General features: G+C 50.2%; 13 protein-coding genes and 1 other RNA gene. 10 read left to right on the top strand and 4 right to left on the bottom strand.

Annotation, left to right across the window (positions count from 1 at the left end):
- Nucleotides 1-111: 111 nt before the first annotated feature.
- A complete protein-coding gene (locus OGW44_RS03505; RefSeq protein ID WP_049268703.1) occupies nt 112-963 on the top strand; it encodes a Vmh family MBL fold metallo-hydrolase in 852 nt (283 codons plus the stop codon).
- Nucleotides 964-1,030: 67 nt separating this feature from the next.
- Here OGW44_RS03505 and OGW44_RS03510 read toward each other — a convergent pair whose 3' ends face one another.
- From OGW44_RS03510 to ydiJ, 3 genes are all read right to left on the bottom strand, one after another.
- Entirely contained in the window at nt 1,031-1,219 is a 189-nt protein-coding gene (locus OGW44_RS03510; protein WP_029139522.1) for a YdiH family protein, read from the bottom strand.
- 77 nt (nt 1,220-1,296) lie between these two features.
- Complete coding sequence (gene menI, locus OGW44_RS03515; protein ID WP_016152900.1) at nt 1,297-1,707, bottom strand: 1,4-dihydroxy-2-naphthoyl-CoA hydrolase; 411 nt, start codon at nt 1,705-1,707, stop codon at nt 1,297-1,299.
- Nucleotides 1,704-4,760, bottom strand: a complete 3,057-nt coding sequence (gene ydiJ, locus OGW44_RS03520) for a D-2-hydroxyglutarate dehydrogenase YdiJ (RefSeq protein WP_047358869.1) — start codon at nt 4,758-4,760, stop codon at nt 1,704-1,706. The genes menI and ydiJ overlap by 4 nt, the downstream gene beginning before the upstream one ends.
- Nucleotides 4,761-4,973: 213 nt before the next feature.
- Between ydiJ and ydiK the strand changes: the two genes are divergently transcribed.
- The 9 genes from ydiK to OGW44_RS03565 all read left to right on the top strand — a co-directional run bounded on the left by ydiK (nt 4,974) and on the right by OGW44_RS03565 (nt 14,235).
- Nucleotides 4,974-6,083, top strand: coding sequence for an AI-2E family transporter YdiK (gene ydiK / locus OGW44_RS03525; RefSeq protein ID WP_016156362.1), 1,110 nt, complete (start codon nt 4,974-4,976; stop codon nt 6,081-6,083).
- 184 nt (nt 6,084-6,267) lie between these two features.
- Nucleotides 6,268-6,375: antisense sRNA RprA (gene rprA / locus OGW44_RS03530), an RNA gene on the top strand.
- Between the two features lie 158 nt (nt 6,376-6,533).
- Nucleotides 6,534-6,890: a YdiL family protein gene (locus tag OGW44_RS03535; RefSeq protein WP_016156361.1), complete on the top strand. Its 357-nt coding sequence runs from the start codon at nt 6,534-6,536 to the stop codon at nt 6,888-6,890.
- Between the two features lie 48 nt (nt 6,891-6,938).
- Nucleotides 6,939-8,159 carry an MFS transporter gene (locus tag OGW44_RS03540; RefSeq protein WP_047417808.1) on the top strand — a complete coding sequence of 407 codons (1,221 nt, stop codon included), beginning with the start codon at nt 6,939-6,941 and terminating at the stop codon, nt 8,157-8,159.
- A gap of 240 nt (nt 8,160-8,399) precedes the next feature.
- The gene (locus tag OGW44_RS03545) at nt 8,400-9,635 is read left to right on the top strand and encodes an MFS transporter (RefSeq protein WP_053390159.1); all 1,236 of its coding nucleotides are present in this window, start codon (nt 8,400-8,402) and stop codon (nt 9,633-9,635) included.
- Nucleotides 9,636-9,656: 21 nt separating this feature from the next.
- Complete coding sequence (gene ydiB, locus OGW44_RS03550) at nt 9,657-10,523, top strand: quinate/shikimate dehydrogenase (RefSeq protein WP_016156358.1); 867 nt, start codon at nt 9,657-9,659, stop codon at nt 10,521-10,523.
- Nucleotides 10,524-10,559: 36 nt separating this feature from the next.
- Nucleotides 10,560-11,318 carry a type I 3-dehydroquinate dehydratase gene (gene aroD / locus OGW44_RS03555; protein ID WP_019076674.1) on the top strand — a complete coding sequence of 253 codons (759 nt, stop codon included), beginning with the start codon at nt 10,560-10,562 and terminating at the stop codon, nt 11,316-11,318.
- Between the two features lie 156 nt (nt 11,319-11,474).
- Nucleotides 11,475-13,070, top strand: a complete 1,596-nt coding sequence (locus tag OGW44_RS03560) for an acyl CoA:acetate/3-ketoacid CoA transferase (RefSeq protein ID WP_185654570.1) — start codon at nt 11,475-11,477, stop codon at nt 13,068-13,070.
- A gap of 13 nt (nt 13,071-13,083) precedes the next feature.
- Nucleotides 13,084-14,235 (top strand): acyl-CoA dehydrogenase, encoded by a 1,152-nt coding sequence (locus OGW44_RS03565; RefSeq protein ID WP_003836610.1) that lies wholly within the window; start codon nt 13,084-13,086, stop codon nt 14,233-14,235.
- Nucleotides 14,236-14,289: 54 nt separating this feature from the next.
- Here the strand turns inward: OGW44_RS03565 and OGW44_RS03570 are convergent, their stop codons facing one another.
- Nucleotides 14,290-15,180, bottom strand: coding sequence for an AraC family transcriptional regulator (locus OGW44_RS03570; protein ID WP_016152891.1), 891 nt, complete (start codon nt 15,178-15,180; stop codon nt 14,290-14,292).
- Between the last annotated feature and the right edge of the window lie 204 nt (nt 15,181-15,384).

Below are 15,384 nucleotides of genomic sequence, written 5' to 3' on the forward strand. Positions count from 1 at the left end.
CGATCGTTTTATGAAACTCAGCATGTCCTAATAAGGGAATTCTAACAGATCCGAATTTCCTTAAAATACAGGAACTATCAAAAGACAATTTCCTGCACAAGGATACCTGCCATGAAAGTTAAAACGCTGGCCCTGCTGTTACCTCTGTTCGCCTCTTCAGCCTTTGCCGCGACGCTACAGCTGGACGTCTACAATCCACAGGACAAGGCTATTTTCCCGGTCTCTTCAACGCTGGTTTCAGGACCGAAAGAGGCAATATTGTTTGACGCACAGTTCAGTACTAAAGATGGTGAACAGCTGGTGCAGATGATTCGCGCCAGCGGTAAAACGCTGAAGGCCATCGTGATCACCTCCGGCGATCCGGATTTCTATTTCGGACTGCAGCCTATCGTCAAAGCCTTCCCACAGGTAAAAGTCCTGGCAACACCGCACGTAGTAGACCATATCCGTGCCACCAAAGAGGCCAAACTGCAATTCTGGGGTCCGCAAATGAAGGACGGCGCACCAACATCGCTCACCGTTCCGCAAGCGACAACGCAAACGCATTTCACGGTTGATGGTGAAACGCTGGAACTGCGCCACCCTAATGATTATGCAGCCTACGTCTGGATCCCGGCGAACCGTGCCATTATTGGCGGTACCGGCGTGGCGTCTGGTATACACGTCTGGACGGCGGATACGCAATCTGCAGAACAGCGTAGCGCGTGGCGTAGCGTATTGGGCGAAATGCAGAAGTTACAACCCACCCAGGTGGTCCCGGGGCATTACATCGGCGAACGCCCTGCGGGCGATAAAGCGATTCGCTTCACACAGGACTATCTGCAATCGTTTGAGCAGGCGTTAGGGGCGAAGAAAGGTTCGGATTATGTGATTAAAACCATCACCGCGGCATGGCCAGGTCTTGCAGACGCAAGTTCTCTGGAGTTAAGTGCGAAGGTTAATACTGGTGAGATGAAGTGGTGATTGAGATTTAACGCAAAAAATAACCCCGAACGCGTGTCGGGGTTTCATTACGATAAGCATACCGGAATCAATGAACGCCCATGCGCCAGGCAAAATAGATCTCTTCTTTTAGTTCAGTCGAAGAAAGCGTCAATAAATCCGCGAACTCCAGCTCTAACTGTTTCAGTCTTTTCAGGTACTGAGCTGGTGAAAGATCGGTTTTATCACGACGTAAAAACTCTATTGCCAGTTGGGCCGGGTCTAATTGGGTAGACATATCATCCTCGCTTGTGTTCAAAACCTGCACAGTATAACACCATTCCCTGTGCAGATAATGACCAAAAGCAATATGCATCACAAAATTGCTGTCGTCAGACGCGACGTGCAGCACAATCGTCCCTGCTCATCGAAGATTTCGATTTGCCATACCTGATGACGGGAGCCGGTATGCACCGCGCGACATACCCCTCTGACGCGCCCTTCCCGCGCCGAGCGAATATGGTTGGCGTTGACCTCCAGGCCCACCACTTTCTGCTCACCCTGAGTACACAGGTAGCCAGCCACCGAACCAATGCTCTCAGCCAGCACTACGGACGCGCCGCCGTGCAGCAAACCAAAAGGTTGTTTAGTACGGTGGTCTACCGGCATTGTGGCTTCCAGCGTGTCATCGCCAATGTGCACAAAACGAATATCGAGCAGCCCAACCATATTTCCTTCACCCATGGCGTTGAGCGCTTCGAGTGTGACTTCACGTTTCCAGATCATCCTATAATCTCCAGCAGTGCCTGTAATGGATGGCGAACGCCCGTGCCTTCAACGCGTTTAACCTGACTGCGACAGGAGTATCCGGTAGCCAGACAACGGTTACGCGGCAATCGTTGCATTGCCTGGTGCCATGATAGCTCATAGATCCCCAGTGAGTTCTGATGATTCTTCACTTCGTGGCCATAGGTGCCCGCCATGCCACAGCACCCTACGCTGATGTTCTCCAGCTTTGCGCCAAAGCGGGCAAAAATAGCCGCCCACTGAGCAGGCGCGCCCGGCAGGGCCGTCACTTCGGTACAGTGTCCAAAGAAGTACCACGGTTCACCGCCCACAGCGACTGGCGGCTGTGACTCCACAACTGTCGATAACCATTCGTTGGCGAGTAACACATGGAAATCGCCCCGCTGTTCCCCGAGCGCCAGTTTGTATTCATCGCGATAGCAAAGCACCAGCGCCGGATCGACACCCACCATCGGAATATTCAGCTTCGCCACCCGATTGAGAAACTCAGATGTTTTCTTTGCGGTTTTTGCAAAACGGTTTAAAAAGCCCTTAATATGCTGGGCCTTGCCGTTTGGCGAGAACGGCAGCAGTACCGGCTGCAAACCCAGCTTTTCAACCAGACGTATAAAATCAGCCACCACCTGTGCATCGTAATAGCTGGTGAACGGATCCTGCACCACCAGCACCGTACGGGCTTTTTGCTCAAGGCTGAGTAATTCGAGTTGTTCCAGCGTCATATTAGCGGAACGATGGCCAACTAACTGACGTTGAAGCGACGGCGCAGACAGCAGCGGTAAGTCGACCATGCCGATGTGCTTTTTAGCCAGATTACGCACCAGCGGCTGGTTGATGAAGAAGTTAAACGTGTTGGGCGCCCGCGCCATTAACGGCGCATAACTCTCAACGGTCGCCACCATGTGATCGCGCAACGGCCGCAGATAACGCGTGTGATACAACTGCAGGAAGCGTGAGCGGAACTCCGGCACATCGATTTTAATCGGGCACTGTGTGGAACAGGCTTTACACGCCAGACAACCCGACATTGCCTCTTTCACTTCGTGCGAGAAATCGTATTCGCCTTTGCGCGCATGCCAGCTGTTGCGGGTACGGGCAATCAGCGTACGTAAACTGGCACGTTTTTCCGGTAGCTCTTTTTCCAGCTGTAGCGGGTCAATCCCGCGATCTGCCAACAGACGCAGCCATTCACGCACCAGCGTAGCTCGCCCTTTCGGTGAATGGATGCGGTTGAGGCTGATTTTCATCGACGGACACATCGGGCTTTTCGCATCAAAGTTAAAGCATAACCCGTTGCCGTTACACTCCATCGCCCCACGCCACTCCTGGCGGACGGCCAGCGGGATCTGACGGTCATACGTTCCGCGCTTCACCGCGTCCACTTTCATCATCGGCGCATCAACATCTTCCGGTGGACAGATTTTGCCAGGATTGAGCCGGTTTTGCGGATCAAACACCGATTTCACTTTACGCAGTTCTCGATACAGTTCCTCACCGAAGAACGCCGGGCTATATTCTGCACGAAAACCTTTCCCGTGCTCGCCCCACAGCAGACCGCCATATTTTGCCGTCAGCGCGACAACATCGTCAGAAATGCGTTTCATCAGCACTTCCTGCTGCGGGTCGCACATATCCAGCGCCGGTCTGACGTGCAGCACGCCTGCATCCACGTGACCAAACATGCCGTAACTCAGGCCGTGGCTATCGAGCAGCGCACGGAACTCGGCAATATAGTCAGCCAGATGTTCCGGCGGAACGCAGGTATCTTCAGCAAACGGAATCGGCTTCGCGGCCCCTTTCGCATTCCCCAGCAGACCGACGGCTTTTTTACGCATCGCGTAAATGCGTTCGACGCCTGCCAGCTCGGTACATAGCTGCCAGCCTATAACACCCGCTTCCTGACGCGCGATTAAGCCATCCAGCCGTTCGCACAGTGCGCTGACTTGCGAATCAATCAATGCTTCATCGTCACCGGCAAACTCCACAATATTCAGACCCAGCATCTCTTTATCCGCCACATCGGTAATCAATTCACTTACCGAGTGCCAGACAATATCTTCCCGTGCCAGGTTAAGCACTTTGGAGTCGACGGTTTCTACCGACAGCGCGCGCGCTTCCACCATCACCGGGGCATTACGCAATGCCGAGTCGAAAGAGTCGTACTTAACGTTAACCAGTTGTCTGACTTTGGGTAGTGGCGTGATATCCAGACGGGCTTCGGTGATAAACGCCAGCGTACCTTCAGAGCCAGTAAGAATGCGGGTTAAATCAAATTCGGTCATCTCATCGTTAAAGACGTGCCGCAGATCGTAACCGGTCAGGAAGCGATTAAGTTTCGGGAATTTATCAATGATCAGCTGTCGGTTGTCGCGGCAACGCTCATAAACCGTCTTGTAGATGCGGCCAATAGTGGTGTTGCTATTACCCAGCGTTTGGGCAAGTTCGACCGGCATTGGCTGGGTATCAAGAATATCGCCGCCCATCAGCACCGCGCGGATACCCAGCACGTGATCGGAGGTTTTACCGTAAACCAACGAGCCTTGTCCGGATGCGTCGGTATTGATCATCCCACCCAGCGTTGCCCGGTTACTGGTGGATAACTCGGGGGCAAAGAAATAGCCGTAAGGCTTCAGAAACTGGTTGAGCTGGTCTTTTATCACCCCGGCTTCAACCCGCACCCAACCTTCCTGCACATTGATTTCAATGATGCGGCTCATATAGCGGGACATATCAACAATAATGCCCTGATTCAGCGCCTGACCGTTGGTCCCGGTGCCGCCGCCGCGTGGGGTAAAAATCAACGAAGAGAAAAGAGGTTCCGCCGCCAGACGAGCAATGAGCGCCACATCTGCGGTTGAACGAGGGAATACGACAGCATCAGGAAGCAGCTGATAAATACTGTTATCCGTCGACATTGTCAGACGATCGGCATAGCTCGTTGCCGTATCGCCCGTAAATCCTTGCTGCTCCAGTGCCTGCAAAAAATTGAGCACCAGTTGAACGACACCTGGCGCCTGAGAAATTTGTGGAATCATTATAGTGACCCTTTCCTGCGGTCTGTGTTGTGAATTTAATCGTTTGCGTGTTGCTTTGTTTGTTGTATCACATTTTTTTCTAATACGCTCAGCAGATTTACAGGCAGAATCCGCCTGTTAAAAACCGCTGAAATTGCTCATCATTACAGGGTGTCATTTAAGTGTTCACGTCGCGTCAACGTTCTGGCGCAAAGACAAAGGTGAAAAGTATTTATGGTAAATTTCCGCCAGCCCAAGGATATTGCACAAGTGCTGCTATCGGCGCTGTTTTTAGCCGTCATGATTGTGGCCTGTCTTTGGATTGTTCAGCCCTTTATCCTCGGTTTTGCATGGGCGGGGACGGTGGTCATTGCGACCTGGCCGATCCTGCTACGCTTACAAAAATTGCTCTGGGGCCGTCGCTCGCTGGCCGTGCTGGTGATGACCCTGCTGCTGGTGCTGTTGTTCATCATTCCTATCGCGCTACTGGTCAATAGCATTGTTGATGGCAGCGGGCCATTGATCCATGCCGTAACCGCAGGCGATATGACCCTGCCGGATCTGGCGTGGCTGAACAGTATTCCGTTGGTCGGCGCAAAATTGTATGCCGCGTGGCACAGTCTGCTGGATATGGGCGGCGCGGCCATCATGGCCAAGGTTCGTCCTTATATCGGCACGACGACGACCTGGTTTGTTGGCCAGGCTGCTCACCTTGGCCGCTTTATGATGCACTGTGGTCTGATGCTGCTGTTCAGCGCCCTGCTGTACTGGCGCGGTGAACAGGTGGCGTTAGGTATTCGCCACTTCGCTTGTCGCCTGGCATCCAAACGTGGCGATGCCGCCATTCTGCTGGCAGCACAAGCCATTCGCGCCGTCGCATTAGGCGTTGTGGTCACCGCGCTGGTGCAGGCAGTGCTCGGTGGCATTGGTCTGGCGGTAACCGGCGTGCCGTACGCCACGCTGCTGGCGGTATTGATGATCCTGTCTTGTCTGGTGCAACTGGGGCCATTGCCGGTGCTGGTCCCGGCCATTATCTGGCTGTACTGGACGGGCGATTCAACCTGGGGCACGGTGCTGCTGGTGTGGAGTGGCGTGGTCGGAACGCTGGATAACGTTATTCGCCCGATGCTGATTCGCATGGGGGCCGATTTGCCGCTGATCCTGATTCTCTCAGGGGTCATCGGCGGACTGATTGCCTTCGGCATGATTGGTCTGTTTATCGGCCCGGTGGTACTGGCCGTGTCCTGGCGTCTGTTCTCTGCCTGGGTAAACGAAGCCCCTGCGCCAGGTAGCGATCCCGACGAAATCCTCGAAGAAATTGCTGAAATCGAACGCAATAAGTAATCCCACGTCAGGCGGCACCGCCGCCTGATTGTTTAACAATACTAATCAATTCCGCCCGCTTACTGAATAAGACCCAACGTTATCCTTCTTTAAATACTCATTTGCTTCGCAAATTATTTACAGTTTTTAAACTATTGAGATGAATCTGATCGACGTAAAAAATCAGTATGCCTACTATTAGCCCATGGCTTTAGATCAACACATTGATTTATAAGCATGGAAATCCCCTGAGTGAAACAACGAATTGCTGTGTGTAGTCTTTGCCCATCTCCCACGATGGGCTTTTTTTTGTCCTTCGCGCGCCTCGCCACCAACCTTACCGCACCACAGCTCCGCTCTTCCCCGTTGATAAACAAATAATATTGCACAAGATACTGTGACTCTCTTCAAGCCGAAATATCCACAGCAATGTTATTACTATTCCACCGTCTTTTATGAGGTGATCAAATAATGAACGCATTAGAACTCCAGGCTATCCGCCATATTTTTGCTATGACGGTAGAAGAAAGCGCTATGTATATCTCGCGGGATCACAATGTTGCCGCCTGGCAACAATGGGAGAATGGCGAAAGGGAAATCCCGGAAGACATCACGCGCATTTGTGCAGAAATGAAAGCCAGACGAAAGTTAAGAATTAACGCCATTATCGAAAAAATAAATAACCGTATCGGTAATAACACCATGCGTTTCTTTCCCGATCTGATCTCTTTTCAGGCGGTTTATCAGCACGATGATTTTCTCGACTGGAAAATCTATCAATCGGCCGCTGTTGAACTGTATGCCCACGACCTTGAGCGTTTGTGTTAAGAGACCGCAGCGCCACACTCATTTAGCCTCTTCGCTGAGTAACATATTATGAAAAACACCTATTTCTCCACTGCGATAGGGCTGTACTTTAATTACCTGGTACACGGCATGGGGGTCATTCTGATGAGCCTCAATATGTCTTCACTGGAACAACAGTGGCACACCGATGCCGCAGGCGTCTCAATTGTTATTTCCTCACTCGGCATTGGCCGTTTAAGCGTGTTATTGGTGGCGGGCATGCTTTCCGATCGCTATGGCCGCAGACCGTTTATTATTTTCGGCATGGCCTGCTACCTGCTGTTCTTTGTAGGCATCATCAATACTCACAGCATTTATATTGCCTATGCTTTTGGATTTTTAGCCGGAATGGCAAACAGTTTTCTTGACGCCGGAACTTACCCCAGCCTGATGGAGGCGTTTCCCCGCTCTCCCGGCACGGCTAATATCTTAATTAAAGCGTTTGTTTCCATCGGTCAGTTTCTGCTGCCGATGATTATCAGTCTGCTGGTGTGGGCAGAACTTTGGTTTGGCTGGTCCTTCCTTGTGGCGGCCGCGGTAATGCTAATCAATGGCATATTTTTGTTTCGCTGTCGATTCCCGGCCCATCCTGGGCATCAAGCCCACCTCAAGGCATTACCCGTTGAACAGAAAAGCATACAATCTGAACATCGTTGTTCTCTTCTCGATCTCGCCAGTTACACTCTGTACGGCTACATCGCCATGGCGACATTTTATCTGATAAGCCAGTGGTTGGCACAGTACGGACAGTTTGTCGCCGGGATGTCCTACACCTTATCAATCAAGCTGTTAAGCATTTACACCTGCGGTTCTCTACTGTGTGTGTTGATCACCGCGCCACTGGCACGAAAGACGGGGCGCGCAACCTCTCTGTTAATGCTGTACACCTTTATCTCATTTATCGCATTGCTGATGGTTTGCCTGCATCCGTCGATCTACATGGTGATCGTCTTCGCGTTTGTCATCGGTTTCTCTTCAGCCGGAGGCGTTGTACAAATCGGTTTAACGCTGATGGCCGCACGCTTTCCCGATGCGAAGGGCAAAGCTACCGGGATTTACTACAGCGCGGGCAGCATTGCGACCTTCACCATCCCACTGATAACGGCAAGACTCTCGCAGACCAGCATTGCTCACATCATGTGGTTTGATACCGGCATAGCCGCGGTAGGCTTCCTGTTAGCATTGTTTATTGGCTATCGCAGCCGTATCGCGACAAAGCAGCAACTAAACATGGCGACGGTCGTAAAATAATGCGGATGCAATATTGTTCTCCCCCGCTGCAAAATAATTGGTCGCGGTTTTAAAACTTCAGCAAAATGTTGGTTGAAAGAATTAAGTTTCACAGTTGAGCATGCAACATACCTGGTAACTTAAACGCCATGCTATGTAGGCACAATATCAGCGCCTCGGTATATTAATCACAAGGTCGCCGCAATTTAAACAAAATCGACGAGCACAGAACAATTTTAAAATCCGCAAGGAGTTGTGAACATGTCTCAAAATAAGACCTTTAATACGCCATTCCTTTTGGCGATAATCTGTATTTATTTAAGTTATTTTTTACACGGCATTAGCGTCATTACACTGGCGCAAAATATGAGCTCTCTCGCAGAAAAATTCTCCACTGACAATGCTGGGATAGCCTATTTAATTTCCGGCATTGGTCTTGGTCGCCTGGTGAGTATTTTATTCTTTGGCGTGCTCTCAGATAAATTTGGTAGACGGGCTATCATTCTGTTAGGGGCAATTCTGTACATGCTGTTTTTCTTCGGCATTCCCGCCAGCCCGAATCTGATGATTGCCTTTATTCTCGCTGTTTGTGTCGGCGTCGCTAACTCGGCCCTGGATACAGGTGGCTATCCGGCTTTGATGGAATGCTTCCCTAAGGCGTCTGGGTCAGCGGTTATCCTGGTTAAAGCGATGGTCTCATTTGGGCAGATGATCTACCCCATCGTCGTCAGCACCATGCTGCTCAACCATATCTGGTATGGCTATGCGGTCATTATCCCGGGGGTACTGTTCGTCGTCATAACGTTGATGCTGCTCAAAAGCCGTTTCCCCAGCCAGATGGTGGATGCGGGCATTGCAAAAGAGCTACCACAGATGAACAGTAAACCGCTGGTCTGGCTGGAAGGTGTAGCCTCCGTTATGTTTGGGGTGGCCGCATTTTCGACCTTTTACGTCATCGTAGTCTGGATGCCGAAATATGCGATGGCATTTGCCGGCATGGCAGAAGCCGACGCGCTGAAAACCATCTCTTACTACAGTATGGGTTCGCTGGTCTGCGTGTTTATTTTTGCTGTACTGCTCAAGAAAATGGTTCGACCCATTTGGGCGAATGTGTTTAACGCCGGACTGGCAACCCTCACCGCAGCGGTTATCTATTTATATCCATCCCCATTGGTGTGTAACGCCGGTTCATTTCTTATCGGGTTTTCTGCCGCAGGCGGTATTTTACAGCTCGGCGTTTCGGTGATGTCAGAGTTTTTCCCCAGGAGCAAAGCCAAGGTCACCAGTATTTATATGATGATGGGGGGCGTAGCCAACTTTATTATCCCATTAATCACCGGATACCTTTCAAACATTGGCCTGCAGTACATCATTTTGCTGGACCTCGCATTTGCTTTGCTGGCCTTCATCACCGCCATCATCGTCTTTATTCGTTACTACCGCGTATTTGATATTCCCAAAAATGATGTGCGGTTGGGCGAACGTTATTTTCAATAAATTGCTTAGAAGGAGTATCAAATGGACGTAACTGCAAAATATGAACTGATTGGTCTGATGGCCTACCCTATCAGACACAGCTTGTCGCCTGAAATGCAAAATAAGGCATTAGAAAAAGCGGGATTACCTTTTACCTACATGGCATTTGAAGTCGATAACTCCACGTTTGCTAATGCGATTGCCGGGCTGAAGGCCTTAAAAATGCGCGGTACCGGAGTCTCGATGCCCAACAAGCAGCTGGCATGTGAATATGTTGATGAATTAACGCCTGCAGCCAAACTGGTCGGCGCGATTAATACTATCGTCAATGATGATGGTTACCTGCGCGGCTACAATACTGATGGTACGGGTCATATTCGTGCCATCAAGGAAAGCGGTTTCGATATCAGGGGTAAAACTATGGTACTGTTGGGCGCAGGCGGCGCGTCAACGGCCATTGGCGCCCAGGCGGCGATTGAAGGCATCAAAGAAATCAAACTCTTTAACCGTCAAGATGAGTTCTTTGCCAAAGCGCAGGAATTCGCCAAACGTGTTAATGAAAATACCGATTGCGTGGTCACCGTTATCGATCTCGACGATCGACAGGCTTTTGCGGACGCACTGGCCAGCGCGGATATTCTGACCAACGGTACGAAAGTGGGAATGAAGCCGCTGGAGAACGAATCTCTGGTGACCGACGTTTCCCTGCTACGCCCGGATCTGCTGGTGACTGAATGCGTCTACAACCCGCATATGACCAAATTATTGCAACAGGCACAACTTGCCGGTTGCAAAACGATTGATGGTTACGGCATGTTGTTATGGCAAGGGGCTGAACAGTTTAAACTCTGGACCGGGAAAGATTTCCCTCTTGAGTATGTGAAACAGGTTATGGGTTTTGCAGCCTGATGGGCAAGCATTTGTAAAATAATTAAAGGGTAATCGATGAAAACCGTAACCGTAAAAAACCTCGTCATTGGCGAGGGTGCGCCGAAGATCATTGTCTCACTGATGGGTAAAGACATCGCAACGGTAAAAAGCGAAGCGCTGGCCTATCGCGAGGCGGATTTCGACATTCTGGAATGGCGCGTTGACCATTTCACCGAGGTGTCCTCCGTTGATGCCGTACTGGAAGCTGCACGCGCCATCCGCGAGGTGATAGCTGACAAACCGCTGCTGTTCACCTTCCGTAGTGCCAAAGAAGGTGGTGAACAGGCGCTGGCTGTCGAAAACTATATTGCGCTAAACCGTGCGGCGGTAGATAGCGGTCTGGTCGATATGATTGACCTGGAGCTTTTCACCGGTGACGAACTGATTAAAGCCACCGTCGAATATGCACATGCAAAAAATGTCGCCGTCATTATGTCGAATCATGATTTCCATAAGACGCCAGCGGCACAAGAGATTGTCCTGCGCCTGCGTAAAATGCAGGAGCTTGGCGCTGATATCCCGAAAATCGCCCTGATGCCGCAAAACAAGACGGATGTATTGACCCTGCTTGGCGCAACTCTGGAAATGCAGGAACGCTATGCCGATCGCCCGATCATTACTATGTCGATGGCTAAAACAGGGGTGATTTCACGTCTGTCCGGTGAGGTTTTCGGTTCAGCGGCAACCTTTGGCGCGGTGAAAAAAGCCTCTGCCCCTGGGCAAATTTCGGTCACCGACCTACGTACCGTTTTGACCATATTGCATCAGGCGTAATAGTACCGTTTATCCATATTAATATCAGTAATGCCCTGCCCCAGATATTCGCTTAATCACGAATATCGGGCAGATGGCCGGACATTATTAAATAACTCACATTATTATTGTCGAAGATAGCGACAGGTAGTCGCACGCATATAATCTGGAGTTCACATGAAATTATCAAGACCAAAACGCATTGATGGTCGGGTCCCCGTATTATCCGCAGCGGATGCCATTAATTATATTCCTGATGAGGCAACGCTCTGTGTATTAGGCGCAGGCGGCGGTATTCTCGAAGCAACAACATTAATTAACGCGCTGGCTGAAAAATATAAAAACGCACACTCCCCCCGAAACTTATCATTGATTAGCCCAACGGGATTAGGTGACCGTGCTGACCGTGGAATTAGCCCGTTAGCACAAGAAGGTTTAGTCAAATGGGCATTATGCGGCCACTGGGGACAATCACCACGAATTTCCGACCTCGCTGAGCAGAATAAAATTGCCGCCTATAACTATCCTCAGGGCGTATTAACCCAGACCCTGCGTGCCTCGGCAGCCCACCAGCCGGGTATTCTGAGTGAGATCGGTATCGGAACATTTGTCGATCCCCGCCAACAGGGCGGAAAGCTGAATGAAGTGACCACCGAAGATCTGATCAAGCTGGTGGAAATTGATAACAAAGAGTACCTCTACTACAAAGCCATTGCGCCAAACATCGCCTTTATTCGCGCCACCACCTGCGACAGCGAAGGTTACGCCACGTTTGAAGATGAAGTTATGTATCTCGACGCGCTGGTGATTGCTCAGGCCGTTCACAACAACGGCGGTATCGTCATGATGCAGGTGCAAAAAATGGTGAAGAAAGCCACACTGCACCCAAAAGCCGTGCGTATTCCGGGCTATCTGGTCGATATTGTGGTCATCGATCCCGATCAAACTCAATTGTACGGCGGTGCGCCGGTTAACCGCTTTATCTCGGGCGATTTTGTCCTTGATGACAGCCAGCAGACTGCCCTGCCGCTCAATCAGCGTAAACTGGTGGCCCGACGCGCCCTGTTCGAAATGCGTAAAGGCGCGGTCGGCAACGTTGGCGTGGGTATCGCCGATGGTATTGGTCTCGTTGCACGCGAAGAAGGCTGCGCTGACGACTTTATTCTGACGGTCGAGACCGGCCCGATTGGCGGAATTACCTCCCAGGGCATCGCTTTTGGCGCCAACGTCAACACCCGCGCGATTCTGGATATGACCTCCCAGTTTGACTTCTACCACGGCGGTGGGCTGGATGTATGCTATTTAAGCTTCGCCGAAGTGGATCGCCAAGGCAACGTCGGCGTACATAAATTCAATGGCAAAATTATGGGGACCGGCGGTTTTATCGATATTAGCGCCACCTCGAAGAAAATAATATTTTGCGGCACCTTAACTGCCGGAAGCCTGAAAACGGAAGTTGCCAATGGCAAATTAAATATCGTGCAGGAAGGCCGGGTGAAAAAATTCGTCAACGAACTACCTGAAGTCACATTCAGCGGAAAAATTGCACTCGAGCGCGGACTGGATGTGCGTTACATCACCGAGCGTGCTGTATTTACGTTAAAAGAAGATGGTCTTCATTTAGTCGAAATTGCGCCAGGTGTCTCTTTACAGGAAGACATTCTGGACAAAATGGATTTCCCTCCGGTTATTTCTCCGGAACTGAAACTGATGGACGAAAGATTATTTATCGATGCTTCGATGGGTTTTATATTGCCCGATGCCGCCAATTAAAAGGAGTACCCTGATGGATTTTTCATTAACTGAAGAACAAGAGCTGCTGCTTGCCAGCATTCGCGAACTGATTACCAGCAATTTCCCGGAGGAATATTTCCGTACCTGCGATCAGACGGCTACCTATCCGAAAGAGTTTATGCGCGCCCTTGCGGACAACGGTATTTCAATGCTGGGCGTTCCGGAAGAGTTCGGCGGTATCCCGGCAGATTACGTCACGCAGATGCTGGCACTGATGGAAGTTTCCAAATGCGGCGCACCCGCTTTTTTAATCACGAACGGTCAGTGTATTCACAGTATGCGTCGTTTTGGATCCGCCGAGCAGTTACGTAAAACGGCAGAAAGCACCATGGAAACGGGCGATCCGGCTTATGCGCTGGCATTAACCGAACCGGGAGCAGGTTCAGACAATAACAGCGCCACCACCAGCTACACCCGCAAAAACGGCAAGGTATATCTCAACGGGCAAAAAACCTTTATCACCGGCGCTAAAGAGTATCCTTATATGCTGGTACTGGCTCGCGATCCGGAGCCGAAAGATCCGAAGAAAGCCTTTACGCTGTGGTGGGTGGATTCGAAGAAACCCGGTATTAAGGTTAATCCGCTGCATAAAATCGGCTGGCACATGCTCAGCACCTGCGAAGTTTATCTTGATGATGTTGAAGTAGACGAAAGCGATATGGTCGGCGAAGAAGGCATGGGCTTCCTCAACGTCATGTACAACTTTGAGATGGAACGGTTGATCAACGCCGCGCGTAGTACCGGTTTCGCCGAGTGCGCCTTCGAAGATGCCGCCCGCTATGCTAACCAGCGCATCGCATTTGGTAAACCGATTGGCCATAACCAGATGATCCAGGAAAAACTGGCGTTGATGGCGATTAAAATTGAAAACATGCGCAATATGGTGTTGAAAGTGGCCTGGCAGGCCGATCAGGAACAGTCGCTGCGGACCAGCGCGGCGTTGGCAAAACTGTACTGCGCCCGCACGGCAATGGAAGTGATTGATGACGCCATTCAGATCATGGGCGGGCTGGGTTACACCGATGAAGCGCGAGTTTCCCGATTCTGGCGCGATGTTCGCTGCGAGCGCATTGGCGGCGGCACCGACGAAATTATGATTTACGTCGCCGGACGCCAAATCCTGAAAGATTATCAGAATAAGTAAGCGATAATCCGTGCCGGATAGCGCACAAGCGTTTTCCGGCACGAGCCAGGGTAATCAGACCTCTGGCATCAAACATTCCTGCTCAACCAGATTATTTTTAAACTGCTTGCGATAATCACTGGGGGTACAACCTACATGCCGCTGAAAGAGTTTGGCAAAGTGATCGACATTTTCATACCCTACTCGCCAGGAGATTTCCGCTAACGAAGCTTCCGTATTCGTCAGGGCAAATTTCGCCTCGGTCATTCGTCGCTGAATCACATAATTTATCGGCGAAATTCGATACTCCTTAGTAAATTCATGGCAGATATAACTCACGCTGGCCCGGAATTTTTTGGATAACTGATCGAGAGTAATTTTTTCACGGAAGTTATTATTTAAATAAACCAGCACATCTTTAATTAAGACATCTTTTTTAATATAACCTTGCTCAGAACGATAGGCATTTTTAAAGTTTTCGTAAAATAAAACGGTTAGAGCATAAGCAAAAGCGTCGTAGGCTGAAGATGTCAGGTTATTTTTGCTCTGGGGGAGCATAACCCCTAACTCATTAAAGATACTCTTAATAACCTCCTTCCCCTGAGTAACGCTAATCACCGGACACGAGTGCATCTGCAATAGCTGATTATCCTGCCAGCCGTTGAAACGAAAACCGTAGAGCGCGCAGGTGTAAGTCGTTGCAGGCGCGCTACTATCCGAAGCAACCGCATGGAGTCGCCCTTGCTCTATCACCACGATATCCCCGGCATGCGCGACATACAGCGACGAATCGATAATTAATCTTGCGACCCCTTTTTTGACATAAATAAGCTCTGTTTCATTATCGTGAACGTGATGACCCGACTCCCAGTTAGGGTCATCACTGATGACGAATCGCGAGAATCTCGGGGTTTTTCCCTGTTCAAAAAGGGTCTCCACGGCATTATCAAAGCAGCGTTGATACATGACAACCTCCACCTAAAGGCAGCAATTTTGGGATTATTAATATCAGAAAATAAAAATGATAATGACGTTATACAACGTTATTCCTTCCCGGCGAAACAAAATTATTTGCGCCATCTGCAAGATGACACCTTTTGCTTTGGTACATTGCTGTCATTGATTATTTGCGTTTTATAATAATCAAAAAGAATAAATGTTATTAAGTCT

Source organism: Citrobacter sp. Cb023 (genome assembly GCF_030336805.1).
Taxonomy (GTDB): domain Bacteria; phylum Pseudomonadota; class Gammaproteobacteria; order Enterobacterales; family Enterobacteriaceae; genus Citrobacter; species Citrobacter braakii.

What these genes read in the sequence shown, in the direction of transcription:
- OGW44_RS03505 (WP_049268703.1), top strand. Translation starts at nt 112, where the DNA reads ATGAAAGTTAAAACGCTGGCCCTGCTGTTACCTCTGTTCGCCTCTTCA.
- OGW44_RS03510 (WP_029139522.1), bottom strand. Translation starts at nt 1,219, where the DNA reads ATGTCTACCCAATTAGACCCGGCCCAACTGGCAATAGAGTTTTTACGT.
- menI (WP_016152900.1), bottom strand. Translation starts at nt 1,707, where the DNA reads ATGATCTGGAAACGTGAAGTCACACTCGAAGCGCTCAACGCCATGGGT.
- ydiJ (WP_047358869.1), bottom strand. Translation starts at nt 4,760, where the DNA reads ATGATTCCACAAATTTCTCAGGCGCCAGGTGTCGTTCAACTGGTGCTC.
- ydiK (WP_016156362.1), top strand. Translation starts at nt 4,974, where the DNA reads ATGGTAAATTTCCGCCAGCCCAAGGATATTGCACAAGTGCTGCTATCG.
- OGW44_RS03535 (WP_016156361.1), top strand. Translation starts at nt 6,534, where the DNA reads ATGAACGCATTAGAACTCCAGGCTATCCGCCATATTTTTGCTATGACG.
- OGW44_RS03540 (WP_047417808.1), top strand. Translation starts at nt 6,939, where the DNA reads ATGAAAAACACCTATTTCTCCACTGCGATAGGGCTGTACTTTAATTAC.
- OGW44_RS03545 (WP_053390159.1), top strand. Translation starts at nt 8,400, where the DNA reads ATGTCTCAAAATAAGACCTTTAATACGCCATTCCTTTTGGCGATAATC.
- ydiB (WP_016156358.1), top strand. Translation starts at nt 9,657, where the DNA reads ATGGACGTAACTGCAAAATATGAACTGATTGGTCTGATGGCCTACCCT.
- aroD (WP_019076674.1), top strand. Translation starts at nt 10,560, where the DNA reads ATGAAAACCGTAACCGTAAAAAACCTCGTCATTGGCGAGGGTGCGCCG.
- OGW44_RS03560 (WP_185654570.1), top strand. Translation starts at nt 11,475, where the DNA reads ATGAAATTATCAAGACCAAAACGCATTGATGGTCGGGTCCCCGTATTA.
- OGW44_RS03565 (WP_003836610.1), top strand. Translation starts at nt 13,084, where the DNA reads ATGGATTTTTCATTAACTGAAGAACAAGAGCTGCTGCTTGCCAGCATT.
- OGW44_RS03570 (WP_016152891.1), bottom strand. Translation starts at nt 15,180, where the DNA reads ATGTATCAACGCTGCTTTGATAATGCCGTGGAGACCCTTTTTGAACAG.